This is a genomic window from Lacticaseibacillus baoqingensis (genome assembly GCF_003946165.1).
Classification (GTDB): Bacteria; Bacillota; Bacilli; order Lactobacillales; family Lactobacillaceae; genus Lacticaseibacillus; species Lacticaseibacillus baoqingensis.
Map to the genome: position 1 here is coordinate 1 of NZ_RHOI01000016.1, position 24,930 is coordinate 24,930.

The following is a 24,930-nucleotide window of genomic DNA, read 5'->3' on the forward strand; positions in this document are numbered from 1 at the left end:
ATGTCATCAGTCCGCGTATTGACCGAGCAATTAGTCAGTTTGTATCACCGCGTGTCCTTGTACCAGCGGCGGCTGGCTCGCAAACGTCAGGCGAATCCCAAACACTTTCGTTCTAACAATTACCGCGCAACGAAAACCAAGTTGCAGCGGACCTATCAGAAAGTGACACGGATTCAAGACGACCTCTTGCAAAAGTTTACGACGATGCTGGTGAAAACCAACGGTACGCTTGCCATCGAAGACTTGGACGTTAAGCATATGAAGATGAACCAGCGATTGGCGAAGAATTTACATCGCTCGTTGTTTGGACGTTTCAAAGTGCTGATGAAGGACAAGGCGCAATGGTTTGGCCGCCAGCTGATGATAGTTGATCGGTTCTACCCTAGCACACAGCGGTGCAGTCAGTGTGGGTTAGTGAAAACCGGCGACGATAAACTGACCTTGGCAGGTAATGTGCTTCATGGCACCAAACATCACGAGTTTAATTGTTACGGTTGTGGCGCTCAACTTGAACGCGACGAGAATGCCGTACAGAATTTGATTCAATACGCTCAGGGGCAGGCTATGTCCTAAAGGTTCAAGAGCCAGTCAATGTTGCGAGGTTACTACCGACGTAAGCATACTGGTGTTAACGGGACCGAATAAAATACTGAATGTACAACTAAGAAAGGAAAAATATAATCCTTTACTAGTGTCATTAGACATTCTTCCACATTTTATATAGCAGGGTCAACCATGCCCAATATCCTCGCGTTACACACCGGCGGGACCATTGCCATGAGCCAAGATGCCAATGGCGCGGTAGCATTGAATCATAAAAATCCCTTGTTGGCGATCCAAGCCCAACTCGGCGCCGACATTCATGTGACCGTTGAAGAAGCGTTCAACCTGCCTTCGCCGCATATCACCTTAGCCCACATGCTCCAATTGGCCACTCGTATCCGCCAAGCTGAAGCTGATGGGATCGATGGCGTCGTCGTCACTCATGGTACCGACACCTTAGAAGAAACCGCTTATTTTCTCGACTTGACGCTTGATAGCACCATCCCTGTCGTCGTGACCGGCGCGATGCGCTCCAGTAATGAAGTCGGCGCCGATGGCAGCTATAACTATGTCAGCGCGATCCGCACAGCAGCCAGTCCCGCCGCGCGCAATAAAGGCTGCTTAGTGGTGATGAATGACGAAGTCCATACGGCCCGTTTTGTCACGAAGACCCATACCACCAACGTCGCCACCTTTCGGACCCCGACTTTTGGCCCGATCGGCTTGGTCACTAAAGATGGCATCCGCTTCTTTCAAGAACTGATCAATCAAGTCGCATGCCCGATCACCCATATCACCACCCCTGTGTTTTTACTCAAAGCCTACGCCGGCATGGATGGCGCTTTATTTGATGCGTTACCCAACAACTGTGCCGGCTTGGTGATCGAAGCGCTAGGCGCAGGCAATTTGCCGCCGGAAACGGTGCCCAGCATCCAACGCCTGCTGGCGCGCCAGGTGCCGATCGTCTTAGTGTCTCGCTGCTTCAACGGGATCGCTGAAGGGTTTTATGATTATCCTGGCGGCGGCGCCCAACTGCAACAAATGGGGGTGATCTTTTGCCAAGGACTCAATGGGCAAAAGGCGCGCATCAAGCTGATCGTCGGCCTCAGCGCCGGCAAAACGGGCAAGGAGCTGGCAGATTATGTCGATAACGCCATCAGCTGAATACACCTTGACCCAGCTTTACCACCAGCTGGCAGCCAACTTAGGCCCGTCTGGCTGGTGGCCGGCCGATTCCCCAGCAGAGATCTTGGTCGGCGCGATCTTAGTGCAAAACACCACCTGGCAAAACGCGGCGCAGTCGTTGGCCAATTTACGCCCAGTCACGCACTTTGATCCGCAACAATTGGCCCGCCTGCCGCTAGCACAACTGCAAGCATTGATCCGCCCCAGCGGGTTTTATCGCCACAAAAGCCAAGCCTTGCACGCTTTGTTTGCTTGGCTGCAAACCCAAGGACCGGATGCAGACTTCAGCCAGTGGCCCAACAGCCAGTTGCGCCGCCGCTTATTGGCCTTGCCCGGCATCGGCCCGGAAACGGCAGACGCGATGCGGTTATATGTGTTTGGTCAGCCCAATTTTATTGCCGATCATTATAGTCGGCGGCTGTTTGGCTGGTTAGGCCAAAATTTTGCCACGTATGCCCAACTCAAATCTGTGACCCACGCTGTTGATAACTGGCCGCTGGCCCAAGCGCAAGAATTCCACGGCTTGATCGATAACTTTGGCAAAACCGTTAAAACCCAGGCAGACTTCGCCGCAAGCTGGTTAGCTGGGGCTTGCTTGCGGCTATAGTTATCCCCAATAGTTTATCCACAAGTTGTGGATAAACGGTGCACAAATCAATTCAAAAGGCGGGCCAACTATCCACATGGGGATAAGTTGGCCCGCCTTTTGGTGTTGCCTTGCTGACACATTTACCGCACTCGCCAGGTGAACTCCGCTTCTGCATTGATCTGCCCGGCAGTGACGATCTGATGCCGCGTGGTCAACCCGTCGATTTGCGCTTGGGCGTGCGGCGTGCTGCCATAGGTGACTTCGCGGGCATACTTGATGCGCACGGTGGCCAACTCATGGCTTTGCAAAAAGGCCGCCCCTAAACTGTCTTCCATCCATTCAAAATAGTGCACATTGTTCACATGGCCGTTGCCATCGATGTCAAAATACCGCACGCGATAAGGGACATCCACATCGATTTTTGTCAGCTTCGGCAAGCGCTTGAACCGCTGCACATGCGTATCAAATTGCGCGCCGACTTTTTCCGGGAACTCTGGCAAGATCGGGGCCAGCTTGCGGGTCGTCAGATCCATCATCACCCAAGCGCCGCGCATGGTGGCCAGCCGCTGACCGGCAGGCGTCGCCAGCCAATAATCCCGATACGTCATCAACTTGTTGTATGAGCGCGCTTGCGTGCCTAATAAGACCCGCGACTCGACTGGCGGCATCTTTTCGATGGTCAATTCATATTGGGTGATCACCCACCCCAGTCCATGCGCCAACAACGCCTCCATGCCAGCTTCGGCTTGATCTAATTGGTGTTCTGACCCCATCAGCATGGCATTGACCAACATGGCCAAGTTAACATTGCCTTTTTGCGTGCCTAAGAAAAAGGGGATGGTGTATGGCTCTTCATAAATCACTCGGTTTCCTCCAGTCCATGATACGCCTTGTAAACGGCTTGGCGGCGCAACCCATTGGCTTTGGCAACCGCCTTGATCGCGGCGTTGGGTTGATCGCCTTGGGCAATGCGCGCAGCCACTTGCGCTTTTAAAGGTTCATCGCTGACGACTGGCGGCTGCGGCTGGGCGCCGGCGACCATGACGACAAATTCGCCGCGTGCAGACGCAGCCGCCCAAGTGATAAGCTCACTTAATGACCCGCGGATAAACTCTTCATGCAGCTTCGTTAACTCCCGCGCCAAAGTCGCTTGACGATCGCCAAACACTGCTTGGATTGCCGTTAAGGTCTTGGCCAAGCGATAAGGGGATTCATAGAAGATGACGGTTTGTTCTTGTTGGGCCAGCGCCGTCAACACCTTAGTCTGCTCGCTGGCTTTGCGCGGCAAAAAACCGTAAAACATAAACGGCTGCGGCGCTAATCCCGAAGCGATCAATGCCGTTGTGGCTGCGTTAGCCCCAGGCAAAGGTACCACCGGTAAGTCGGCGGCGATCGCCGCTTGGACCAGCTCTTTGCCTGGATCGGAAATCGACGGCATCCCGGCATCTGAAACTTGGGCGATACTCAAACCATCCCGCAGCTTCGCCAACAGCTCCGGGATCCGTTGTTGCGTATTATGCTCGTGAAACGAGATCTGTTTGGTCGTGATCTCAAAGTGGTTCAAGAGCTTTTGGGTGTTGCGGGTATCTTCAGCGGCAATCAGATCCACGCTTTGCAGGGTCTTGACTGCGCGCATCGTCATGTCATCGAGATTACCGATCGGCGTAGGCACTAAATACAGTGTACCGGTTTCGTGCTGATCAAAACTGTGTTGATTTTGCATCAATGCTCCCCATAAATAATGTCTAAGCAAAAGGCACACGGTTCGTTATCGATCCGCCGCTGCCCATACATATATGAGCACACATGAAACCCTTCTTCATACAAGTTCTCCAGGTTCAACTTGGATTTAGACAGCTCCACGGCGCCATTGGACTTGTGATCGGCGCTGGTTTGTAATTCTTGGAGGTGTTCGCGCAAATGACGGTTTTCGATCTCCAACTCGGCATTTTTTTCAACGATCTCAGTCATATCATTTTTTAAAGCCGCGATCTTTTTCAACATCGCCTGCGTCTCTTGTTCGAGCTGCACAAACCCGTCATAGAGCTCTTTTTTCGCCATATTTTCACCCTCTGCCTGCAATTCTGCACCCCTTCAGTGTACCGATAATCTCGTGGTGTGACAAGCACTGCCGCTGGCCCGCTGGCTTTTTGACGCACGAAAAAGCCCCCGCCATGCAGGGGGGACTTACGCGATCGCCAACAACTTCAAGACTAATTGCTCCGTATCAGATTGAAACGTGACATTTTGCCGCAGCTGCACTTGCGCTTGTAAGATCGCACTCAAGCTGGCACTCAACGCTGCTGCGCTTTGTGCCGCCAATTGCGCCACCACTGGCTCTGCGGCAAATGCAGCCGGCGCAGCCACTTGAAAATGCCGATTTAAGGCGTCTTCATAGACTAAGGCCAATAAAGCCAACAATTGCGTTTGCTCCGGCAAGGCTTTGGCAACTGGCAGCAAGTTGGCTTGCACCGCAACAAACGCCGTCGCATCACGATTGGCCAATTGCTCGGCCAGCTTCAAGACCCGCGTGATCCGCTCTTGAAACGACTCATCTGCTGTCAATGACTGCGCATCGGCAACGTCTGCTGTCAATTGCGCCACCACCGCAGCCAGCCGTGCCGAAACGCCATCTGCTTCCAGCTGGGCTTTGATCTGCGCGCGCGGCGGAGTGGGAAAGTTGATGATCTGCGCGCGCGACAAGATCGTTGGCAAGAGCTGATTTTTGGCCGTCGTGGTTAAAATGATCACCGCGCCTGACACCGGCTCTTCATAAAACTTCAACAGTGAATTGGCCGCACCAGGGGTCATTTTCTCGGCTTGTTCGATCACAAAGACCCGCGTTTGGCCTTCGACCCCGGATTTGGACAATTCGCTTTTCAACTCGCGCACATCATCGACTTTGAGACTGCGCGCGTCTGTCGCCAATACCACCACATCCGGATGGTTATGCGACAAGATCCGCTGGCATTCCGCACATTCGCCGCAAGGGTGTCCCGCTTGCACATTTTGGCAAAATAAGCGCAAGGCGATCCATTGGGCCAATGCGCCTTTGCCAGTGCCGCTTAAGCCATTAAAGACATAGGCTTGCCCCAGCCGATCGGCGGCGATGATCGCGGCAAACTGTTTCACTAACCCTGGTTGTAGTGCTTCGATCGCGAGCATCAGAAACGGTGGAACTGCTCAACTGGCAGGACGAAAACGGTCGCGCCGCCAACTTGCACCTCGATGGGATAGGCCATGGCACTATCCGAGGTAGCATCTAAGTTGACCGGCGGGGTCATGAATTGTTCGCGCGTTTGTGAGGTTTCTTTGATGATCTGCAACACTTCTTGGACCCGCTCGTCTTCGATCCCAATGATGAACGTCGTATTGCCTGACTTCAAAAAGCCCCCAGTCGTCGACAGTTTCGTCGCCCGAATATTGTTGTCGATGAATTCGCTGGAAAGTAGGTTGCTGTCCTTATCTTGGACGATTGCCATAATTAACTTCATGAAAGCCCTCCTTATTCACGCCGAATGCCTTTTATGCTTGCCACTGTGCCCCTAAGGTTTGCTGGATCACGCCTAAACACTCTGCCACGACTGCCGACAGCGCTTGGGTCGCATCAATGGTCACGATCCGCTGCGGCTGTTGTTGTGCCAGGCGCAAGTATGCGGCGCGCACCCGTTCGTGGAAATCTAATCGTTCCCGGTCTAAGCGATCATATTGGGTCGCTTGCCGATGCGCTTGGATCCGTGCTAAGCCGACCGCTGCCGGCACATCCAGATAAATCGTCAACGCCGGCTGCACCCCCGCCGTCGCAAACTGATTCATCGCCAACACCGCGTCTTCGCCGATCTGCCGGCCGGCGCCTTGATACGCGACCGAAGAATCCACGAAGCGATCACATACCACGATCGCCCCTTTGGCTAAGGCAGGCAGGATCTTTTCGACTAAATGTTGACGCCGGCTGGCTGCATACAACAAGGCCTCGGTGCGCGCATCCATTTCGGTGTTTTGGGGATCTAAGATCAACTCCCGGATCTTTTCAGAGATCCGGGCCCCGCCTGGCTCGCGCGTCAAGACGACCGCTTGTTGTGCATGTGCTTGCAGTTGCGGTAACAATGCTTGTAAGACACTGGTTTTCCCCGCCCCATCTGGTCCTTCAAAACTGATAAACTTGCCTACCACGATCTGCCTCTTTTCCCCTAATATATTCAGTGTACTGGAAACCCCGCGAAAATTGAAACAATAATCGAAAAAACGTGCAGTTGCCTACACGCATGCTTCTACAAATTAGCTTGATGTAATTGTTCGGCGGCCATTTCTTTGACCAAGTCGCCAGAAACTTGCCGGGTGCGGGCTTCACGATACAAGAAGTCAAACAAGCCTTCTTGCAGCGCTAAGCGCGCTTGCGACAACTCATCCACTTCGCGAAAAGTGGCCAACAGCGCGCGCTCGCGTGCCATGGCATCGCGCACATGATAAACGGTGGTCATCAATTCACGATCGGCTTGCGTTTTTAACTGTGGTTTCTTCTTAATAAACATGGCCTGCCCCCTTTTTTCATCACATCTCTGTACGCCCTTCAACCGCTTTGAGCAAGGTCATTTCATCAGCATACTCGATGTCGCTGCCGACCGCCAAGCCATGCGCCAAGCGCGTGACTTTGATCTGAGCGGGATGGATCAAGCGCGCTAAATATTGCGCCGTCGCTTCGCCTTCAGGCGTCGCGTTGGTGGCTACGATCACTTCTTGCACGGCATCATTGGCTTGCAGCCGCTTGATCAAACTTTGAATGTTCAAGTCTTCTGGACCGCGGCCTTCGATGGGACTCAACACCCCATGCAACACATGATATAAGCCGTGATACTCATTGGTGCGATCGATGCTCATCACGTCTTTAGGCTGTTCGACCACGAGGATCGTTTTTTGATCACGCCCTTTGTCGCGGCAGATCTCACAAGGGTCTTCGTCGGTAATGTTGCCGCAGATCGTACAGTAGTGCAGCTCGGTTTTTGCCGCCATCAAACTCTTAGAAAACGCCTCGACATCCGCTTTATCCATATCAATGGTATAAAACGCCAAACGCGTCGCAGTTTTGCTCCCGATCCCGGGCAGCCGCATGTAACTATCGATCAACTTTGCGATCGGTTCTGGATACTGCATGTTTTCCCTCTTTTAACGTTCTACATTCCTAAGCCGCGGGAATATTTGCCCATCTTCTGTTGCGTCGTCTGGTCGATATCCGCCATGGCGGCATTGACGGCTTCGATCACCAGGTCTTGCAGCATATCCGGATCATCTGGATCAATGGCTTCTGGTTTGATCTGAATATCTTTAAGCTTTTTATCGCCGGTAAAAGTCACCGTGACCATATCACTGGCAGAGGTGGCCGTAAATTCAGTCGCATTCAATTCGTCTTGATCTTTGACCATTTGCTTTTGCATTTTTTGCATCTGCTTCATCATACCTTGCATGTTACCCATTCCGCCACGCATCATCATTAATCATCCTTTCGAATTCTCAGTCATCAGTTACTGTAATGTTGTCTTCATCGCCGAAGAGATCAGTGATCGTCTTGACCACCGGCGGCGTTTGCGGCGCCTTTTTTTGTGGTCCTTTAGGGGCTCCGTTTGCTTGCAAATAGTCTTTACGGATCTGCGGCCATGCTTGTGATTGCACTAACACGATCTCTGGCTGCTTGCCGGATAACTTCTGCAAACCCGCTTTAAGTTCTGCCATCAATGCCGCATCATTTTCTGCACGCTCCACTAAGATATCATAATCAAAGCTGACGATCACGCCGTCTGGACTGGCCGCAACCGGCTCTGAGATCTTCATCATCGCCCGCTTCGTCACGGTCAGCATGCTCAACAGATCTGGCCAGATTTCTTTGAGGGCATCAAGATCTTTGCGCGTGGCACTGCCTAAGATCGGGTAGATCTTCGTCTTATTGACTTTCAGCGAATGCTTCTTCTTTTTAGGCCGCGCCACTGCCGGCGTTATGCCGGCAGTTTGCAATTGCGCAACCGTTTGTTGCAATTGTGCCAGCTGCGTTTCTAACGCCGCAACTGTCGGGCTGGCTTGCGTTTCTTTTGCTGCTTGCGGCTGCTGTGCAGGGGCCGCTGTGCCAAGGCGCACCGTCGCTACTTCCAGATAGATCGTGGGGTGGTTGGTCAGCCGCAGCTGGCCTTGCGTCTCATTCAAAACCGCGATCATGCGAGCCAATTGTTGCGCCTCAAACGCCTGGGCCAACGGTTTGAAATGCGCGTCGACCAGCTCCGTTTCCGCTTCAGCTAAAAGCTTGGGCGCTTGTTGATACACCATCAAATCGCGCAAATACGCAATCAAGTCTTCGATCAGCCGCCCAGCATCTTTGCCGGCTGCCAATAACTGCTCCACCGTTGTCAACGCCTTGGCAATGTCATGCGCTTGCAGCGCTTCCAGGTACTCGCCGAGTTGTGCCGTGGCGACGCCGCCAGTGACATCCAGCGCATTTTCAACGGTCACATGGTTTTGACCAAAAGACAACACCTGATCCAAGATCGACAACGCATCGCGCATGCCGCCTTCAGCCGCGCGCGCGATCACCAATAACGCCTGCTTGTCATAGGTGATCTGCTTATCATCCAAGATCGTTTGCATCCGCTTGACGATATCTTCGGCGGTGATCCGGCGAAAATCAAAGCGCTGCGTGCGGGAAATGATCGTGGCCGGGATCTTTTGCGGCTCTGTTGTCGCTAAGATGAACACCACATGCGCCGGGGGCTCTTCCAAGGTTTTCAATAAGGCATTGAACGCGCCGGTCGACAACATATGCACTTCGTCGATGATATAGACTTTGACGCGCGCTTGCGTCGGCGCGTACTTGGCTTTATCGCGAATATCCCGGATCTCATCGACGCCGTTATTCGATGCCGCATCGATTTCGATCACATCGGTCAATGCCCCGGCAGTGATCGCCTGACACAACTCACAAGTATTATCCGGTTCGCCATCTTGCAGGTGTTCACAGTTCAACGCCTTGGCCAAGATCTTGGCTACTGATGTTTTCCCCGTGCCGCGCGGGCCGCAAAACAAATAGGCATGGCTGGTTTGGCCAGTCACTAATGCGTTTTTGAGCGTTTGTGTGATCGCGTTTTGCCCGATCACATCGCTGAAGGTCTGCGGCCGCCAGACGCGATACAGTGCTTGATAACTCACCCGACTCATCCTTTCCGTAAGTTCAATTTTACCATTAGAAAAGGCCACCCGCATAGGTGACCTGTTGATTATCTCAAAAACTTAAGGCACATGGAGAACGATCCTTAGTGCTGCTTCCTTCCGGACCTGACACGATTCGAAAAGCCGCCATTGCCTCAAGGCCTTTCGGCAATCAATATTATACCGCACCCAGTCAGCCTTGGCTAGTCAAAGCCAGTCATTGCTTTGGCGCTGATGATGCTTTTTTAGCCTTGCGCTTGGCGCGGATCGCCTGGAAGAAATCTCGCAACAACGCTGCGGCCTCTTGTTCATGCACCCCGGAGACGACTTGCACTTGATGATTGAACCGCGTATCGGTCAACAAGTTGCCTAAGCTTCCGGCGACGCCGGCTTTTGGATCCATCGCCCCATAATAACAAGTCCGGATGCGGCTGTTGATCATCGCCCCGGCACACATTGGACAAGGTTCAAGCGTGACATACAAATCACAATCTTCTAAGCGCCAAGAACCTAGCGTCATACATGCTTCTTGGATCGCTAAGATCTCTGCATGCAAGGTGCTGTCTTGACTGTGTTCACGCAAATTATGGCCGCGGCCAATGATCTGGTCATGATACACGACCACTGCGCCGATCGGCACTTCGCCGATGCGTTTGGCATCATGTGCTTCTTGTAATGCGGCTGTCATGAAGTCTGCCATGCAATCCCTCCTGTATGTTAAACTGGCGGTAAGCGATTTTTCTCAAAGGAGTTCTGCCTATGCCAGCTTTGCGCAGTGTACTCGAACAATATTTTACAGTGTATCACACCCCGCCGTTTCCAGCACAAGCGCGAGTCATCAACGTCGCCGGTACCCAACTGGCAGTGGCCACTGCCGACTTGACGCCACGTGAAGCCGCGCTGCTTGAAGCACTGACCCCGACGCCTGCCAACCCCGATCCCTGGGCTCGCTTTTTGACCCAAAACGGGCCGGCACCCACTAAAGGCATTGTTCGCTTGATCCAACTCAACGTCGTCACCGCTTCTAGTGACCCCAAATTATGGCTGGAAGCCTTAAGCAGCTTGTTCACCACTCATGTCAGCGGGGTGTGGTTGACGCCAACGCAAGCGTTGATCGTTGAGCCGCAGAGTCAAACCCCTTTAAGTCTTGCAGAATTACTCAGCGACTTGGATACCTTGGATTCTGACTTTGACACCCAAACGCGCGGCTACCTTGGCCAATTTTGGCCAGTCGACGATAAACTGCCGGCCTTGTTTGCCGAAGAACAGCGCCTGGCCAGCTACTCTGGTGATCGCGTCACAGCTTTGCCAAACATCGCCTTGAGCTACTACACCCAAGCTGTGCGCGAACGCTCGCCTTTGTTGGCAGCCTTACGAACTGCCGTTGAAACCGATGGCGACATGCGCCCGGTCATTGCCAGTCTTTATCATCACCAAGGCAATGTGACCGCAGCGGCCAAAGCCTTATACCTCCACCGCAACACGCTTCAATATCGACTGGAAAAATTTCAAGCCGCCACTGGTTTTTCATTGCGCAACATGGATGATCTGGTCTTGTGTTACCTTTTGATCCAAGGCAGATGAGCGGTTTTAGGAAACGTCCATAGTCACCGCAAAAGTCCCACGATCGCGACCCAACGATCGTGGGACTTTTGCGGTGAAGCGCTGTGAGCGGGTAAATGCGTTCTCTGACCCAACGGTGAGGCTCCTCAAACAGCGCGTCGTGCTCCGGCTGCGCCGAAACCCGCCACGCCGCTTGAGGCACTCACCTAAGCCCGCAATTAGTCGCGCTCTGATTAAACGCGATCACCCAAGCAACGGGGTCGCGGGTAAGTCATCCCGGTCACGTCGCGTACCGCGACGCCCCCAGGCTGCCTTACCCACACCCCTAAGTGCGCTTGGGTTCACGCTCTGCACGACAAAGACACGTCGGGTTTCCCGCTGACGTGTCCTGGCGGTTCACCTGTTTGGCAGGTGCGCGGTTTGCCGAGCCGCGAATGGCTTTATGCCAAGGTTTAATTACGTTGCCCGTTGCGATTAGCGGGGCTTTTGCAAGTCGCCTTCCTGGTGAGGGTTTAGCTCACCTGGTTGGCGACGTTATCTCCACACGTCAGGCCAGTGCCCAAAAAAGTTCTGGGCCATCTTAAGGGTCTACCCTTTAGCGTTTGCGAGGTCCGGTTACCCGGCAGGAGTCCCCGCTGTTAAAGAACGGAAAAACGTATGATGTGTACCAGCACCATATCCGTTCCCATGATCGTGACGTCATAATACCACCTTTTACCGGGATTGCAACAGAAATTCCGGAATTTACATATCTTTTACAATTAAATTGTGAAAGCCCTATACAGACGCGGTTTTAGTGGCTTGCAGAATATAATAGCCCTTGTCTTTTTTTACCACTGCGGCGTTACCAAAGGTTTCTTGCAGCAACTTCTTGGCAGAAGGCGCGCCTTGCTTTTTCTGCAAGACAGCATACAATTGCCCGCCATCATTGAGATGCGCCCACGCACCGGCTAAGATCTCGCTGACAACTGCTTTGCCGGCACGCACCGGCGGGTTGGTCACAATGGTATCAAAATGCCCGGTGATTGCCGCATATGCTGCCGATTCTATGATGGTGACGTTTTGAATGCCGTTGGCTTTTGCGTTACGCTGGGCCAAGGCTAAGGCGCGCTGATTCACATCGCTCATCGTCACTTGTAAGCTGGGATCGGCTTTGGCCAAAGCCAAGCCGATCGGCCCATACCCACAGCCGACATCCAATAATGTGCCGCTGGGCTGCGCTTGCGCCACTACCGCAATCAACACCCGGCTGCCATAATCAATGGTATGTTTTGAAAACACTCCGTTATCCGCCGTAAAATGCAACGCGTTGCCGGCTAAATCAAAGTCGAAGCTGTGCTCGTCGTGTGCCAGATCAGGATCATTTGTAAAATATTGATTCATCGTTACCTGTAATATAAGCCCGGAAGAATGCATTTACACTAGCAAAGGCTTATATATTCCTTTCATCATAATTCACGTGTGTATTTTGCCGGTCCTGTCTTCCCCTGAGTCACTGCAGGACCATGCTCGCAATGATTAGTCAGCATTGCGTTGCAGCCATTCATCCAGCTTCGTGGCAAAGCCGAAGCGCCGCGGCCAATTTTCATGTTGTGGCGTTGCGGTTTGGTTCACCAGCAACAATAACTGTAACAGCGTAAAGAGCAGCGAGCTGCGCTTGCGGTAGGCCACATAACGCGGCGACCAAGTCGTGACGTATTTCTCTTTATAAGAGCGTAACCCTTGAAAGCCATAAAAGCGATACCCATATTCATAAACCAAATGTGCCAAGCGTTCTTCAATAAAGGCATAATCTGACAAGCCGACATTGCTTAATGGTGCCATGCCCAGATCAAATTGAGTCTTCCCATCAGCCAACGCCTGCTGGAATAAGTTGATAAACACCGCATCCATAATCCCGCTCGGCGCATCGGCACGCGAGCGCATCAAGTCAACACTGGCGATCCCAGGTTGCATCGCCATCGAATTGGCAAAAGCCACGATCGCGCCGTCAGGAGCATAAATGACCCCGATCGGCGCCTGGTTGAGATAATCAGCATCAAAAAAGCCTAAACTGAACCCTTTTTCCGAACGGCCATTCAACCAGCTATCAGACACCGCTTGTAACTCAGCTAAAGTTGCCGCATCAAATGGCGGCTGCAGCCATGCAAAGCGATACCCCATGCGTTCAAACTTATGCATCAATGCGCGCTCACCTTTGCGCTTTGATCCCGCCAAGGTAAATTGGGTCAGATCAACAACGCCGGATTCACCGAACTTCATGAAATCAAACCCATATTCATGCAGCTGCATCGTGAGCGCTTCAGAGACTTCATAAAAGACTAATGACAAGTCTTGGACATTGGCTGCTTGGATGAAGTCCGAAATCGCTGCTGGCCAATCGGCAGGATCGCCGATCGGCTCCCCTAAAATCACCAGCTTATCGGTTTTCTTCCGAAATAAGAAGCAGACGCGATCCACGCCGGCGACTTGATAAAAACGCACCTGTTTATCCCCAGTAAAAGCCAGTTGACTGACTTCGTTCCCGCCACAGCGCGCGATCAATGCCTTGACTCGCGACGCCGCGGCGCGACCGGTCAAGCCTAAAGGCGTTTGCGGGGAACTGAGATAGCGGTAAATGATCCCTAACGTAAGCGCGGCCATCACGACCCCCACGGCCGTCGTCAGCCACATCCGCTCAGAAGGGAAAAAGAACGCTGGTGGGATCCGCCGATGGTGCAAGGCCGGTGCATTATAAAACAGCGCTATGGCATAAAACAGCGCCGTAAAACCGAAAATAATCCCATCGATCAAGCGATTGCCCCAAGGAAAATCCATGCGCTGCCGCGTCAACTCCTTGCGCGCCAAAAACGCAACCAGCAAGATCGCCAAGACAAAAACCACAAAGTGCCAACCCGCCGCTTGCCGCAAAGACGCGATACAAGCGATGATCAAGATCAAAACCGTTGGCCAATATGCCTTTTGGACCTTGTTGGCGATCCCGCGGGCAAACCCAAAAACCACAAAGGCCATCACGATATTGGTCACCCGGCTAAGAAACAAGAAGGTAAACGGATATAAGCGCAGATACAAGGCATTGCGCAGCGCAATATCCGGCACCACGCCGCGCAATAACAACATGATCGCGGTGAAATACAGAAATACCACTAACACCCCGTGCCCCACGCGCCGCAATAGCAACATCGGCAGGCCTTCGAGGGTCTGATTGAGCTTTTTGCCAGCATCTTGAGCGAAGAACAAGGCCCCGATCAAAAAAGGAATGACATAATAAAACAAGCGGTAAAACAGCAGCCACACCACGGCCAGATTATTGTCCAGCCCCATTTGGCCCAGGCCAAAGATCATGAACACATCAAAAGACCCTAACCCGCCTGGCATCATGGACAAAACGCCTAAGACGTTGGCAATCAAAAATAATGGCAATAACTCGAATAAATTCCCCGGCACCGCCAAGAAATACCCAATCACCAAGAAAAACCCGGCACAGCCGCCCCATTCAAGAAACGACCCCAACGCCAAGCGTAATTGCCGCCGTATTGGCAGATCCGCAAAAAACTCCCGGCGGCTGAGGTGCGTCACCAGCATCAAAGCGGGAAAATATGCTGCAGCCCCGATCAGCCACAACCAGTAATCTTGGTACATCCGCCCGATCCCAAAGCCAAAGATCAATCCTAAGGCGACCACTGACCACAGCGACAGCCCGGCTAGTAAGAATAAGGCAATTTTAGAAATCGCCGCGAGGATCTGCTTGCGGCTGGCGCCGCGGTGGTAAAAATTCGCCCGCAACGTTGCCCCTAAAAAGCCGCCAAAGCCGGCCAGATTAGTAAACGTGTTGACGATCCACCCGGACTTGAGCACTTCTTTGCGGGTAAAATGTCCCGGCAACATCGCGGTGATCGTAAAATCATAATTCAGCATCGGCACAACGGCTAATAACCCTAATATTGCCATCGCCAGTATGGAAGTGGGACTTTGCGTGGCCAAACTCGCCTTTAATGCCGTGCCGTTTAATTCTTTGGCGATCCGGCCTACTTCAATGACCACAAACACAAGGACAGACAAGATGAATAAAATCTTGATCAATCTTAACCGTGCCTGAAACCATGTCCAGATCTGTTGTACTAACTTTTTCAACAAATGCACCTCCGCTTGCCATTATACCGACAAGTCGGCATGAAAACGAGTCACGAAATAGTTAGTTAAGCAAAACGAAAAGACGTTGTGATAGTATAGTGTGCTACAATTTTTAAGACGACGCAACCGTCCTCATCTTCACGAGTTTGTAACATCCCTAAATGGGGATTACTGATTACTTCGAGGTTCCACAAAAGTATCAGCGATTTATAATTCTTTAGTAAATTGGAGGAACACATGAACGAATTAATCGGGCCTATTTGGCTTTTGGTCAGTATCGTAAGTATCATCCTAAGCACAATCGACTTTGCCTTAAGGCACAAACGTGAAACAGTGTTTGCTCTCTCGGTAACAGCTTCAATTGTTGCACTAGGCTTGGCAGTGATTTTGCTATTTATTGAAAACTGGATGCCACTAGGCCTTACATTGGTCTTTTGTGGCATTCCAGCATTCTTACAGGGGCGTTACAGGCAAAAGAAAAAGGATCAGCATACCCGTGAACTGATCAAACAAGGAAAAATGGTTCAGTTCAGTCCAAACAGATCATTTGGGTTCCTCAAGATAGACGATTCCAATAAGCGATTCATGCTCGAAAGTAGCACAAAGAGTCACACCGTATTCCGCTTCGATGAACTGCTAAGCGCTCAACTTGTTGAAGTCCCAGGTAACGGCCGCTCAAAAGGTCCGCACAGAATCACTCGTGCGGTTGCTGGCGGTGTAATTGCAGGGCCTGCCGGGGCTGTGGTCGGTAGTCTAACAGGCAAGACAACTCATTTTTCCACCATCAGTGCAATGTATATTTCCGTTGACACAAAACAAGGAAATGTCAGAGTAAATTTTGCAATGTCAGATACTAAGACCGACAGCATTATATATAAAGCACTCCGTGAAGGGGCGGACAAAACAATGTCCGGTCTAAACATATTATTGAGCGAAACAAGCGGCACAACTCAAAAAGAATCACTCCCAGATGAGATTGCTAAGTACAAGCGTCTTCTCGACTCCGGAGCTATTACTCAGGATGAATTCGATAAGAAGAAAAAGCAACTTCTTGAACTTTGAGATTGCCGACCCCATCTATGATATGTATTTAACAGAAGTAACGAACACACGCTGGCTAAAAATATCAAGAATTGTACATAGACGTAAATGGACACTAATCTCTCCCACGCTAACGTTTATTCAATTGCTTGCTCTGGTCGAAAGAAGTAAGGCGCTGTGCTTCCTTCAATTCAAATCCTTTGGCGAAGCAGCCAGATACACTGGTAATGGCACTGAATCGGCCACAAACACACGAAGATGACTCAATACTAAACAAATCCGACTTAGTATGCAGAGCAACCTCTTTACCCTAATCGAAGGTACCGATAATTTCCAGAATTCGGCATACTGTAAAGAACTGTTTTGTACTGTATGCTCGTGAGAAATCACGAATAACGCTAAATTCCACGATATACAAAAACGCCGCCGCGCGGCTCCCAAACAGGAATCGTGCGACGGCGTTTTGAATGCCTAAAAGTAAATTGATTACTTCAAGGTTACGGTTGCGCCAACGGCTTCAAGTTGTTCCTTGAGCTTGTTAGCTTCGTCTTCAGCAACGTCTTCCTTGATGGAAGAAGGTGCGTTGTCGACAAGACCCTTAGCATCCTTCAAGCCTAAGCCTGTGATGCTGCGGACTTCCTTGATAACCTTAACCTTTTCTTGGCCAACTTCGGTCAATTCAACGGTGTAGGAATCCTTAGCGGCAGCAGCGCCGTCGCCGGCAGCACCTGCAGCGGCTACAGGAGCAGCTGCGGTAACGCCAAATTCTTCTTCAATTGCCTTAACTAAGTCGTTCAGTTCAAGGATGGAAGCTTCTTTGATCTGATCGATGATCGCTTGTGTGTCTAAAGCCATGATTGTTTCCTCCAATTTTTGGGTTTATGCAGCTAAGCTGCGTGAATTATGCGGCTGGTTCGTCGTCCTTGCTTTCGGCAACAGCCTTGACGGCGTATGCCACGTTGCGAACAGGGGCTTGAAGGACAGACAACAGCATGGACAACATGCCATCGCGGTCTGGCAGCTTGGACAGTTCTAAGATCTGTTCCAAAGTTGCGACCTTGCCTTCGATGAAGCCACCCTTGATTTCAAGTGCGTCGAACTGGTCGGCGAACTTAGCCATGATGCGAGCAGCTGCTACGGCGTCTTCGTTGGAGAAGGCGATCGCGGTAGGGCCCTTGAAGATATCATCGAGGCCTTCATAGCCCGAGATGTCTGCAGCACGACGCAGGTAGGTGTTCTTGAGAACTTCCATCTTGACCCCGGCATCACGCAATTCCTTACGAAGAGCGGTCACCTCGTCAACGGTCAAGCCACGGTAGTTCACAACAACAGCGCTGGTTGCAGCTTCGAACTGCTTGACGATCTTGTCAACAGCCTCAGCTTTTTTTGCGATAATTGCTTCACTCATTTGTTTCACCTCCTACAGTTTGGTTGAAGTTTTTAAGTATAAAAAAACTCCATGTCTACCAAGACATAGAGGTATCTAACGTTCCCGATACCACCTCGGCAGGATGATTAAGGCTTGCGCCCCCTGAGTCTTAGGCAGAGTGAATTAACACAAGGAGTATCGTATCATCCAGGCTAAGCGCCGTCAACTGTTTTTTTCAACCGGCAGCGCCGTAAGCATCGTCATCACCGCCAGGGTGCCAACCATGATACTTGTCGTGTGCCAATCTTGCAACAGCGCATGGGTCAATGGGCCTGAAACCACGACTACCCAAACACCGCTAGCCACCGCGCGCACCCCTTGCGCAAACGGTGATAATCGCGGCGCAACTGCTTGATCAAGCGCCAAGCGCTTGATCCTTAAGGTATAACTGCTCCATACCAACACGACAAACCCCAGCCAGCACCAATCCGCCAGGCGCATTTTAGGCGCCGCGACCAACCGTGCCCCGACCAGTACCCATAAGCCGCTCATCACGATGATGGCCGTAAGCCCCAACCCTTCATCAGCCGCAAATTCAGCGTTTTGGTCTGGGATCTCGATGCGAAACACCAACCAATACAAGGCTCGTTTCATGTCTTCGCCTCCTCAGTTTGATTATCGCCAAGGCAGGCGTTTTGACCTAATTTTTTGCTCAAGCAATAAAAAAACACCAGCGAGAATATCTCGCTGGTGTTTTCGCCTTAATCAAAGATTAGAAGGCTTGGGTGTCGACATGCACACCAGGCCCGAAGGTCGAGGTGAGTGTCAGGCTCTTGATATATTGACCCTTGGCAGATGCTGGGCGTGCTTTGGTGATCACGTCGTTCATCGCCTTGAAGTTTTCAACCAGCTTGCCTTCGTCAAACGAAACCTTGCCGATCGGTGCGTGCACGATACCAGCCTTGTCAGCACGGTAAGCCACTTGGCCTGCCTTGATATCGTTGACCGCTTTGGTGACATCCATGGTCACGGTGCCGGTCTTTGGGTTAGGCATTAAGCCTTTAGGCCCAAGGACCCGGCCTAAACGACCAACTTTGGCCATCATCGGTGGCGTTGCAACCGCCACGTCAAAGTCCAACCAGCCGTCTTGGATCTTTTGAACCAAGTCGTCGCCGCCGACAAAGTCAGCGCCGGCTTCTTCAGCCTGCTTAGCCTGAGGGCCTTCAGCGAAGACGATCACGGTTTGGCTGCGGCCAGTCCCATTAGGAAGCACAACGGCCCCACGGATCTGTTGGTCAGCTTGCTTAACGTCAATGTTTAAGTTGTAGGCAACTTCAACAGTTGCATCGAACTTGGCGAAGTCGATTTCTTTAACCAATGCTACCGCTTCTTCAGGGGTGTATGCCTTGATCGCGTCAACTTTCTTCGTCGCTTCAAGATACTTCTTTGCTTTTTTAGCCATATTGGGAATTTTCCTCCTTGCAAATGTGGTCAGCGGGCCAATGCCCTTCCACTTGATTCACTCGGCTTTCGCCGGGGATCCGGACGACTCTTAGCCTTCGACTTCGAAGCCCATGGAACGAGCTGTCCCTTCAACCATGCGCATAGCAGCTTCTACGTCTGCAGCGTTAAGGTCTTGCATCTTCGTTTCGGCGATTTGACGAACTTGATCCTTGGTCACTTTAGCAACCTTCTTGGTGTTTGGTTCGCCAGAACCGTGTTCAACGCCAGCGGCTTTCTTAAGCAAGACAGCTGCCGGTGGGGTCTTGGTAACGAAGTCGAAGGAACGATCTTCGTACACGGTGATCACAACAGGGATGATCATGCCGGCTTGATCAGCCGTGCGTGCATTGAAATCCTTGGTGAAGCCCATGATGTTGATCCCGGCCTGCCCTAAAGCAGGACCTACCGGAGGAGCTGGAGTTGCCTTCCCCGCAGGGATCTGGAGTTTAACGATGTTTGCTACTTTTTTAGCCACGAAACATAACCTCCTTAAGTCCGTGATGTGGTGATGATGGCCAAGCTTATTTTGGCCTCCCACGCGTATGTCAAAACATACTTGTCTAAGTTAGCATGAATCCTATTGCATTGCAAGCACAACCGGGGGCACAAACCGCCGCAAGGTCAAGCGATCCGCCTGATTGCTTGACGCTTGCAACAGGCAATTACGCCTTATCGACTTGTTCGTAGTCGAGTTCAGCGGCGGTTTCACGGTCGAACATGGTGATCGTCACACGCAGTTTTTGCTTTTCTTTATCATTGGCTGTTACTTTGCCTTCCATGCCGGCAAAAGCACCGTCAATGATCGTGACCGTTTCGCCAAGATCAAAGTCAACATTAGCAGTCTTGCGGGCGCTCATCCCCAATGAATGTAAGATCGAAGACACTTCTTCCGGCAACAGCGGTGCCGGCTTTGATCCGGCCCCGTGAGAACCGACAAACCCAGTAACGCCAGGGGTATTACGGACCACGAACCATGATTCATCGGTCATGACCATTTCCACCAGCACATAACCTGGGAAGGTCTTTTCCATCACTTGTTTGGCCTTACCATTTTTGGTTTGGGTCTCTTCTTCTTCAGGGACGATCACCCGAAAAATGAAGTCATCCATCCCCATTGAGCTGGCACGAGATTCAAGGTTGGTTTTGACCTTGTTTTCGTAGCCTGAATAGGTATGTAAGACATACCACTGCTTTTCTGCTAATTCTACCATGATGATCTCCTTTATAATGTCAAAATAAAAAAACCGTCCATTACCGGCACGGTTTTTTCGCTAGTGCAAGTATACCAAAGATAACTTTAGAATACAAATGCATTCAAGATCGCCAAGATCACCCAGTCTAACAGCGCGAAGTAAATCGCAAATAACAGGGAGGTCAAGATGACCGTCGAGGTGTCGCGCCGTGTTTCAGCAGCGGTCGGCCAGGTCACAAGCTTCATTTCTTTAATCACACTTTTAATGAACTTCATCAGGGTTCCTCCCTTCAACTAGTTTTTCAAGACATTATTTCGTTTCACGATGTTCGGTTTTCTTCCCACAATACTTGCAGTACTTATTCAAGACCAGGCGTTCGGTACGCCGGGGATTTTCTGGGACGAAGTAATTCCGCCGCCCGCAAACAGTGCAGGCCATTGCGACTTTTTTAACAGACATGATCATCCTCCAGTCGCTTCTTAATGTATCAGAAATTCATGACCCCCGCAAGCAAGATCAAAACCACCTCTGCTAACGAAACTGCCAACAAGCTTTTGATCGCCAAGTTGAAGGTCTCGGTTTTACTTTGCTTAGCCAAAAACCCGCGGGTATTCTTGGCGACTAGCGGCCACAAGCCCAACGTCGCCAACAACGGCCAAGGCAAAGCCTGCAAGCCGACCGCCAATACGATCAAGGCAAACGCGCTGCGCGCAAGCCATGGATAAAGCCGCAACGCGCGCGGCTTGCCTAAATAATAAGGCAGCGTGTAGCGTTGATTGCGCTGATCTTGAGCCAAGTCACAGATATTATCGGCAAACATCACGGTACCGTCTAAGATCACGATCGGCAAAGCGACTAAAAACAGCTGCAAGCACGTCGCCATATCGATGCTGAAGCGAAAATATTGCCAATCCAGCGCTAACAACACCGGTTGCGGGGTGTGATTGACAAACACTGCGATGAAGATCGTGCCAAAGCCTTCACACAATCCGGCCAACAATTCACCGCTCGGCAAGCGCGACAAGGGCACCGGCCCAAACGTATAAAAAATCGCCACAAACACGGCTGCGCCGCCGATCAGCAATAAACTTAAGTTCGTGCGCCACACCAAAAACAAGCCCATCACACAAGCTAAGCTCAAAAATCCCAGCATCAACAGCAAGATGCGCACTGGATCTAATTGCTCCCGGCCGATGATGTTTTGCGTTTGGCGATAGGTTTCATCTGTCGCCTTATAAAAATCCTGCACATTATTGAACCCGGTCACAAACAACGCAATGCTCATTTGGCCTACAAAATATACGCCGGTATTCAGCCAATCCAGCTGCCCCCACTGCATCCACGCATAACTCACGCCAAACAAAAAAGGCAACAAGCTCGCTGCTTTGGCAGGCAAGCGGATCAGCTCTAAAAATAACGGCCAAGTCAACGGGCGATACGTCACCAAACCTGCCACCCCCAATCCAATGCCAAGCCCAAGATCAAGCCGCCATTTGCGGCCACTAGCGTTTTGATCGCAGTATGAAAGGTCAAGCGCTTGTCTTGACGGCGGACAAACCGGCGGGTATTGGCGATCACCCAAGGCAAGCTGCCAAAAGCCGCTAACACTGGCCAGCCTAACAAGCCAAAGCCCACCGCCAACAGCAACGCGGCATACCCGACATAAGCCAGCCCTTGATACAGCCACAGCGACCACCGGCGGCCGAGATACATCGGTAAGGTGTGGCGGTGATTGGCGAGATCTTCTGCCAAGTCGGACAAGTTATTGGCCAACATCACATTCGCAATGGTCGCCATTGGGGTCACGCACACCAACCCTAAGGTAAGTAAAGCGTTCCAATTGCCCGCGATCACCAACTCCGGCCAAGCCCAACGCGCCTGGATGAGCGCTCCGTTTGACACATTCACAAACGCTGCGATCACTGGGATTCCCAAGCCCATGACCACCCCGGAAAACACTTCGCCTAATGGAAAGCGAGATAAAGGTAAGGGCCCAAAAGTGTAAAAGATCCCCACCACAAAACACGCCCCGCCCAGCACCAGCAACAGCCATTGTGTCCGCCAAACCAGCACTAAGCCTAATAAGCTTGCCACCGTCAACATGCTCACGATCAGCCGCCTCACTGTCGCGGGTGCCAGCTGCATTCGCCCGATCACATTGGTTTGATCACGATAAGTCGGGCTTTGGGCTTTTTGGTAATCCATCAAGTTGTTGATCGCCGTGGTGGTCATATCAAACAACAACATCGCGACGAAAAAGAGCCCGGTGTTAAGCGCATTAAGTTGGTCAAAGTAGGCCGCGGCAAATAATACCCCGACGGCACATGGTAAAATGCTGGCCAATTTGGTCCGCGCTTCGACCAGCTCTAAAAACGCCGCCAATGTCATTTCAACGTCGCCAGCGTATAGCCGGAATCCTTGAACAATTTGAAGTCTTTCTTCAAACCGCTGGAAACATAAACCTTCTTATCTTTAGTGATAAAGATCGCATCCGCATAATGCGTCTTTTCAATGAAAGTCATGCCGCCTGCCAAGCCTTTGTCAAAGGTGGCTGTCGACAACGCATCCCCATCGACACTCTTTTTGGTCACGATCGACACTCCCATCAGGTTATTTTCGTAAGGATAACCGCTTTTTGGATCCATCAAATGTGAATAAGTATGGCCATTAACGACCAGCTTACGTTCATAGATCCCACTGGTCACCACCGTCTTGTTGCTAGCCGGCACGGTGCCGATCGCCGTTCCGCGTGCTTTTTTGGGGTCTTGGATGCCCACGGTCCAATCGGCATTTTTTTGCTTTGGGCTGTGTCCTAAGACATAAATATTGCCGCCTAGATCAACGATCGCCGTGGTGACGCCATTGCGCTTTAACACTTTGACCACTTCATCGGTAATGAACCCCTTGGCGATCCCGCCTAGATCCAACGCCATGCCGGGCCGTTTCAAATACACGGTTTGCTTGGCGTCATTCAAGGTGACATCTCGATAATTGACCAATGGCAGCCGCGCGCTGATCTCCGCTTGACTAGGTTTGCGCGCATCAGGAAACCCAATATGCCACAAGCTGGTGATCGGCCCGATCGCCAAGTCAAACGCCCCTTGTGAGCGGTCACTATAGGCTTTGGCATATTTGATCAGGCGATACACAGCAGGCGTGACTTTGACGGCTTTTTTGCCGGCTTGCGCATTGACGGCGTCAACTTCTGACCCTTTTTCATTGACGGTCACTTCATTGGCCAGCTGCTTCACCCGGTCAAACGAGCGGTCTAAGGCCGCTTTTTTGCCTTTGTCATAGACGCGGATCGTCACGACGGTCCCCATTAAAAACTGCGTATCTTCATACGGCTCTTTGACGGTCACAGGTGTTTTCGTTGTTTTGGTGGCGGTACTTGTTTGACCGCATGCACTGAGGGGTGTGATCGCCAATAGTAACGCGATCACCCCGAGCATTAACTTTTTCATCCTAAGATTTCCTTCCACCAGTTGATATCTTGAAGTATACCGGCTTCTGGCTTGCAAGCCAACTCACAAGCCGCCAGCCATAAAAAACGGCCGGCACCATGACCCAATTGTGAGCCATTGGTACCGGTCGAAGGCATTTTGCCTTATTCAGCGTAAACGATGTTATCCACGTTGATCTGGGCGGTGTTGCCGGCTTGCGCAGCATTGATCAGCTGTTCAGCATAGCTGACAAATGCATGGGAACTCTCGGTGGCGCCAGAAACCACGTCGACTTCTGCTGGGCTTTGTTTCTTGACTAAGGCATCATTCAGCGCCTTGGTATATTCCACTGGGCCCACTTTGTTGACTTTCTTCATTTGCTTTTCATAAGCCGTATCTTGGGTCTTGGACTTGCCGTTTTTATCGACATTGTCGTATTTAGACTCGGTGATCTTCCCGTTTTTGACCACGATCGAAAAGACCACGCGATAGCCGTGGGAGTAATTCTTTTCTGCCAGCGAGTAGGTGCCGTCTTTAAGTTTGTCGGTATTGTGGATCTGGATGGTGGCCGTGTTGCCGGCTTGGGCAGCTTGTACCAGTTGTTGTGCATAGTTCTTGAAGGTCAAAGACGACTCAGTGGCACCAGAAACGACATCGATCGCATTGGTGTTAGCGCCGTTTTTCTTGAAGGACTGATTCAATTCAGGGATGTATTCCTTAGGACCGGTCTTGGCAACTTTCTTCATTTGCTTTTCGTAAGCGGCATCTGTGGTCTTCGATTTGCCATCTTTATTGACGTAATCATAAGTGGTATCTGCGACCTTGCCATTTTTAACGGTCATGCCCATTTGGACTTTGTAGCCGTGTGAATAGCCCAGCTCTTCCAGCTTGTAGGTGCCATCTTTTAACGCTGCGCCAGCGGTTTGCTTTGCTGGTGCGCTGCTGGATGATTTTTTAGCGACTTTGGAGCTGGTCGCTTTGCTGCTGGATGAATCTTTACTGCTTGAATTGCTCCCGCAAGCCGCTAATGTCAATGCCGATAATGCAATGATCGAAACGCCTGTCAGTGTCTTCGCAATTTTCATATGTCAGTACCCCTTTTTGAATCAGTGCCTAAATTTGTGTTATATTTCACACAAACCAAGTGTACTCAGGATTTGTGCAAAAATCAACACAAAG

Annotated in this window: 30 protein-coding genes, 1 other RNA gene and 1 other annotated feature; of the genes, 5 read left to right on the forward strand and 26 right to left on the reverse strand. The window is 51.3% G+C overall.

The window, feature by feature from the left end:
• The 3 genes from EKM91_RS07800 to EKM91_RS07810 form a co-directional block, all read left to right on the forward strand.
• The coding region (locus EKM91_RS07800) for an RNA-guided endonuclease InsQ/TnpB family protein (protein ID WP_125752317.1) at positions 1 to 573 on the forward strand (573 nt) is incomplete at its 5' end.
• Between the two features lie 162 nt (positions 574 to 735).
• Complete coding sequence (locus EKM91_RS07805) at positions 736 to 1,707, forward strand: asparaginase (RefSeq protein WP_125752320.1); 972 nt, start codon at positions 736 to 738, stop codon at positions 1,705 to 1,707.
• A complete protein-coding gene (locus EKM91_RS07810) occupies positions 1,685 to 2,335 on the forward strand; it encodes an endonuclease III domain-containing protein (protein WP_125752323.1) in 651 nt (216 codons plus the stop codon). Before EKM91_RS07805 ends, EKM91_RS07810 begins: the two co-directional genes overlap by 23 nt.
• Positions 2,336 to 2,457: 122 nt before the next feature.
• On the opposite strand, the gene EKM91_RS07815 is transcribed toward EKM91_RS07810, so the two are convergent.
• The 12 genes from EKM91_RS07815 to tadA form a co-directional block, all read right to left on the reverse strand.
• The gene (locus EKM91_RS07815; RefSeq protein WP_125752326.1) at positions 2,458 to 3,180 is read right to left on the reverse strand and encodes an acyl-[acyl-carrier-protein] thioesterase; all 723 of its coding nucleotides are present in this window, start codon (positions 3,178 to 3,180) and stop codon (positions 2,458 to 2,460) included.
• A complete protein-coding gene (gene rsmI / locus EKM91_RS07820) occupies positions 3,177 to 4,040 on the reverse strand; it encodes a 16S rRNA (cytidine(1402)-2'-O)-methyltransferase (RefSeq protein WP_125752329.1) in 864 nt (287 codons plus the stop codon). The genes EKM91_RS07815 and rsmI overlap by 4 nt, the downstream gene beginning before the upstream one ends.
• Positions 4,040 to 4,378 (reverse strand): DNA replication initiation control protein YabA, encoded by a 339-nt coding sequence (locus EKM91_RS07825; RefSeq protein WP_125752332.1) that lies wholly within the window; start codon positions 4,376 to 4,378, stop codon positions 4,040 to 4,042. The genes rsmI and EKM91_RS07825 overlap by 1 nt, the downstream gene beginning before the upstream one ends.
• 126 nt (positions 4,379 to 4,504) lie before the next feature.
• A complete protein-coding gene (holB, locus tag EKM91_RS07830) occupies positions 4,505 to 5,482 on the reverse strand; it encodes a DNA polymerase III subunit delta' (protein WP_125752335.1) in 978 nt (325 codons plus the stop codon).
• Positions 5,482 to 5,811, reverse strand: a complete 330-nt coding sequence (locus EKM91_RS07835; RefSeq protein ID WP_125752338.1) for a cyclic-di-AMP receptor — start codon at positions 5,809 to 5,811, stop codon at positions 5,482 to 5,484. Before EKM91_RS07835 ends, holB begins: the two co-directional genes overlap by 1 nt.
• Before the next feature lie 31 nt (positions 5,812 to 5,842).
• On the reverse strand, positions 5,843 to 6,490 hold the full coding sequence (gene tmk / locus EKM91_RS07840) for a dTMP kinase (RefSeq protein ID WP_125752341.1): 648 nt from the start codon (positions 6,488 to 6,490) through the stop codon (positions 5,843 to 5,845).
• Positions 6,491 to 6,588: 98 nt separating this feature from the next.
• Entirely contained in the window at positions 6,589 to 6,849 is a 261-nt protein-coding gene (locus tag EKM91_RS07845) for a YaaL family protein (protein WP_125752344.1), read from the reverse strand.
• Between the two features lie 19 nt (positions 6,850 to 6,868).
• Positions 6,869 to 7,468 carry a recombination mediator RecR gene (gene recR, locus EKM91_RS07850; RefSeq protein WP_125752347.1) on the reverse strand — a complete coding sequence of 200 codons (600 nt, stop codon included), beginning with the start codon at positions 7,466 to 7,468 and terminating at the stop codon, positions 6,869 to 6,871.
• Between the two features lie 20 nt (positions 7,469 to 7,488).
• The gene (locus EKM91_RS07855; RefSeq protein WP_379896847.1) at positions 7,489 to 7,788 is read right to left on the reverse strand and encodes a YbaB/EbfC family nucleoid-associated protein; all 300 of its coding nucleotides are present in this window, start codon (positions 7,786 to 7,788) and stop codon (positions 7,489 to 7,491) included.
• A 37-nt stretch (positions 7,789 to 7,825) separates the two neighbouring features.
• Positions 7,826 to 9,505 carry a DNA polymerase III subunit gamma/tau gene (gene dnaX / locus EKM91_RS07860; protein WP_164508505.1) on the reverse strand — a complete coding sequence of 560 codons (1,680 nt, stop codon included), beginning with the start codon at positions 9,503 to 9,505 and terminating at the stop codon, positions 7,826 to 7,828.
• 75 nt (positions 9,506 to 9,580) lie between these two features.
• Positions 9,581 to 9,667: signal recognition particle sRNA small type (gene ffs / locus EKM91_RS07865), an RNA gene on the reverse strand.
• A gap of 55 nt (positions 9,668 to 9,722) precedes the next feature.
• On the reverse strand, positions 9,723 to 10,205 hold the full coding sequence (gene tadA, locus EKM91_RS07870) for a tRNA adenosine(34) deaminase TadA (protein WP_125752349.1): 483 nt from the start codon (positions 10,203 to 10,205) through the stop codon (positions 9,723 to 9,725).
• Positions 10,206 to 10,264: 59 nt separating this feature from the next.
• On the opposite strand from tadA, the gene EKM91_RS07875 reads away from it, so the two are divergent.
• Positions 10,265 to 11,089: a helix-turn-helix domain-containing protein gene (locus EKM91_RS07875; RefSeq protein ID WP_125752352.1), complete on the forward strand. Its 825-nt coding sequence runs from the start codon at positions 10,265 to 10,267 to the stop codon at positions 11,087 to 11,089.
• A 756-nt stretch (positions 11,090 to 11,845) separates the two neighbouring features.
• Here the strand turns inward: EKM91_RS07875 and EKM91_RS07880 are convergent.
• Both EKM91_RS07880 and mprF read right to left on the reverse strand, forming a co-directional pair.
• A complete protein-coding gene (locus EKM91_RS07880; protein ID WP_125752355.1) occupies positions 11,846 to 12,451 on the reverse strand; it encodes a class I SAM-dependent methyltransferase in 606 nt (201 codons plus the stop codon).
• A gap of 135 nt (positions 12,452 to 12,586) precedes the next feature.
• On the reverse strand, positions 12,587 to 15,202 hold the full coding sequence (gene mprF, locus EKM91_RS07885; protein ID WP_125752358.1) for a bifunctional lysylphosphatidylglycerol flippase/synthetase MprF: 2,616 nt from the start codon (positions 15,200 to 15,202) through the stop codon (positions 12,587 to 12,589).
• A gap of 237 nt (positions 15,203 to 15,439) precedes the next feature.
• Here mprF and EKM91_RS07890 point away from each other — a divergent pair, with 237 nt between their 5' ends.
• Positions 15,440 to 16,264 carry an SHOCT domain-containing protein gene (locus EKM91_RS07890; protein WP_125752361.1) on the forward strand — a complete coding sequence of 275 codons (825 nt, stop codon included), beginning with the start codon at positions 15,440 to 15,442 and terminating at the stop codon, positions 16,262 to 16,264.
• Positions 16,265 to 16,729: 465 nt separating this feature from the next.
• Here EKM91_RS07890 and rplL read toward each other — a convergent pair whose 3' ends face one another.
• The 12 genes from rplL to pplA all read right to left on the reverse strand — a co-directional run bounded on the left by rplL (position 16,730) and on the right by pplA (position 24,836).
• Positions 16,730 to 17,098, reverse strand: a complete 369-nt coding sequence (gene rplL / locus EKM91_RS07895) for a 50S ribosomal protein L7/L12 (protein ID WP_125752364.1) — start codon at positions 17,096 to 17,098, stop codon at positions 16,730 to 16,732.
• A gap of 46 nt (positions 17,099 to 17,144) precedes the next feature.
• On the reverse strand, positions 17,145 to 17,651 hold the full coding sequence (gene rplJ / locus EKM91_RS07900) for a 50S ribosomal protein L10 (RefSeq protein ID WP_125752367.1): 507 nt from the start codon (positions 17,649 to 17,651) through the stop codon (positions 17,145 to 17,147).
• A 32-nt stretch (positions 17,652 to 17,683) separates the two neighbouring features.
• Positions 17,684 to 17,804 (reverse strand) — a sequence feature (ribosomal protein L10 leader region).
• A gap of 30 nt (positions 17,805 to 17,834) precedes the next feature.
• A complete protein-coding gene (locus EKM91_RS07905) occupies positions 17,835 to 18,266 on the reverse strand; it encodes a hypothetical protein (RefSeq protein ID WP_125752370.1) in 432 nt (143 codons plus the stop codon).
• 118 nt (positions 18,267 to 18,384) lie between these two features.
• The gene (gene rplA / locus EKM91_RS07910; RefSeq protein ID WP_125752373.1) at positions 18,385 to 19,074 is read right to left on the reverse strand and encodes a 50S ribosomal protein L1; all 690 of its coding nucleotides are present in this window, start codon (positions 19,072 to 19,074) and stop codon (positions 18,385 to 18,387) included.
• 90 nt (positions 19,075 to 19,164) lie between these two features.
• Positions 19,165 to 19,590: a 50S ribosomal protein L11 gene (gene rplK, locus EKM91_RS07915; RefSeq protein ID WP_125752376.1), complete on the reverse strand. Its 426-nt coding sequence runs from the start codon at positions 19,588 to 19,590 to the stop codon at positions 19,165 to 19,167.
• Positions 19,591 to 19,777: 187 nt separating this feature from the next.
• Positions 19,778 to 20,326, reverse strand: a complete 549-nt coding sequence (nusG, locus tag EKM91_RS07920) for a transcription termination/antitermination protein NusG (RefSeq protein ID WP_125752380.1) — start codon at positions 20,324 to 20,326, stop codon at positions 19,778 to 19,780.
• Positions 20,327 to 20,412: 86 nt separating this feature from the next.
• Positions 20,413 to 20,583, reverse strand: a complete 171-nt coding sequence (secE, locus tag EKM91_RS07925; RefSeq protein WP_125752383.1) for a preprotein translocase subunit SecE — start codon at positions 20,581 to 20,583, stop codon at positions 20,413 to 20,415.
• A gap of 34 nt (positions 20,584 to 20,617) precedes the next feature.
• A complete protein-coding gene (rpmG, locus tag EKM91_RS07930; protein ID WP_125752386.1) occupies positions 20,618 to 20,767 on the reverse strand; it encodes a 50S ribosomal protein L33 in 150 nt (49 codons plus the stop codon).
• A gap of 28 nt (positions 20,768 to 20,795) precedes the next feature.
• On the reverse strand, positions 20,796 to 21,755 hold the full coding sequence (locus tag EKM91_RS07935) for a UbiA family prenyltransferase (RefSeq protein ID WP_225419475.1): 960 nt from the start codon (positions 21,753 to 21,755) through the stop codon (positions 20,796 to 20,798).
• Positions 21,749 to 22,696 (reverse strand): 1,4-dihydroxy-2-naphthoate polyprenyltransferase, encoded by a 948-nt coding sequence (locus EKM91_RS07940; RefSeq protein WP_125752389.1) that lies wholly within the window; start codon positions 22,694 to 22,696, stop codon positions 21,749 to 21,751. The genes EKM91_RS07935 and EKM91_RS07940 overlap by 7 nt, the downstream gene beginning before the upstream one ends.
• Entirely contained in the window at positions 22,693 to 23,772 is a 1,080-nt protein-coding gene (locus EKM91_RS07945; RefSeq protein WP_125752392.1) for an FAD:protein FMN transferase, read from the reverse strand. The genes EKM91_RS07940 and EKM91_RS07945 overlap by 4 nt, the downstream gene beginning before the upstream one ends.
• Before the next feature lie 143 nt (positions 23,773 to 23,915).
• Complete coding sequence (gene pplA, locus EKM91_RS07950; RefSeq protein ID WP_125752395.1) at positions 23,916 to 24,836, reverse strand: extracellular electron transfer flavoprotein PplA; 921 nt, start codon at positions 24,834 to 24,836, stop codon at positions 23,916 to 23,918.
• Positions 24,837 to 24,930 lie beyond the last annotated feature (94 nt).

Coding starts and splice junctions, on each gene's coding strand:
- EKM91_RS07805 (WP_125752320.1), top strand. CDS start 736: ATGCCCAATATCCTCGCGTTACACACCGGCGGGACCATTGCCATGAGC.
- EKM91_RS07810 (WP_125752323.1), top strand. CDS start 1,685: ATGTCGATAACGCCATCAGCTGAATACACCTTGACCCAGCTTTACCAC.
- rsmI (WP_125752329.1), bottom strand. CDS start 4,040: ATGCAAAATCAACACAGTTTTGATCAGCACGAAACCGGTACACTGTAT.
- EKM91_RS07825 (WP_125752332.1), bottom strand. CDS start 4,378: ATGGCGAAAAAAGAGCTCTATGACGGGTTTGTGCAGCTCGAACAAGAG.
- holB (WP_125752335.1), bottom strand. CDS start 5,482: ATGCTCGCGATCGAAGCACTACAACCAGGGTTAGTGAAACAGTTTGCC.
- EKM91_RS07835 (WP_125752338.1), bottom strand. CDS start 5,811: ATGAAGTTAATTATGGCAATCGTCCAAGATAAGGACAGCAACCTACTT.
- EKM91_RS07845 (WP_125752344.1), bottom strand. CDS start 6,849: ATGTTTATTAAGAAGAAACCACAGTTAAAAACGCAAGCCGATCGTGAA.
- recR (WP_125752347.1), bottom strand. CDS start 7,468: ATGCAGTATCCAGAACCGATCGCAAAGTTGATCGATAGTTACATGCGG.
- EKM91_RS07855 (WP_379896847.1), bottom strand. CDS start 7,788: ATGGGTAACATGCAAGGTATGATGAAGCAGATGCAAAAAATGCAAAAG.
- tadA (WP_125752349.1), bottom strand. CDS start 10,205: ATGGCAGACTTCATGACAGCCGCATTACAAGAAGCACATGATGCCAAA.
- EKM91_RS07875 (WP_125752352.1), top strand. CDS start 10,265: ATGCCAGCTTTGCGCAGTGTACTCGAACAATATTTTACAGTGTATCAC.
- EKM91_RS07880 (WP_125752355.1), bottom strand. CDS start 12,451: ATGAATCAATATTTTACAAATGATCCTGATCTGGCACACGACGAGCAC.
- EKM91_RS07890 (WP_125752361.1), top strand. CDS start 15,440: ATGAACGAATTAATCGGGCCTATTTGGCTTTTGGTCAGTATCGTAAGT.
- rplL (WP_125752364.1), bottom strand. CDS start 17,098: ATGGCTTTAGACACACAAGCGATCATCGATCAGATCAAAGAAGCTTCC.
- rplJ (WP_125752367.1), bottom strand. CDS start 17,651: ATGAGTGAAGCAATTATCGCAAAAAAAGCTGAGGCTGTTGACAAGATC.
- EKM91_RS07905 (WP_125752370.1), bottom strand. CDS start 18,266: ATGAAACGAGCCTTGTATTGGTTGGTGTTTCGCATCGAGATCCCAGAC.
- rplA (WP_125752373.1), bottom strand. CDS start 19,074: ATGGCTAAAAAAGCAAAGAAGTATCTTGAAGCGACGAAGAAAGTTGAC.
- nusG (WP_125752380.1), bottom strand. CDS start 20,326: ATGGTAGAATTAGCAGAAAAGCAGTGGTATGTCTTACATACCTATTCA.
- secE (WP_125752383.1), bottom strand. CDS start 20,583: ATGAAGTTCATTAAAAGTGTGATTAAAGAAATGAAGCTTGTGACCTGG.
- rpmG (WP_125752386.1), bottom strand. CDS start 20,767: ATGTCTGTTAAAAAAGTCGCAATGGCCTGCACTGTTTGCGGGCGGCGG.
- EKM91_RS07940 (WP_125752389.1), bottom strand. CDS start 22,696: ATGACATTGGCGGCGTTTTTAGAGCTGGTCGAAGCGCGGACCAAATTG.
- EKM91_RS07945 (WP_125752392.1), bottom strand. CDS start 23,772: ATGAAAAAGTTAATGCTCGGGGTGATCGCGTTACTATTGGCGATCACA.
- pplA (WP_125752395.1), bottom strand. CDS start 24,836: ATGAAAATTGCGAAGACACTGACAGGCGTTTCGATCATTGCATTATCG.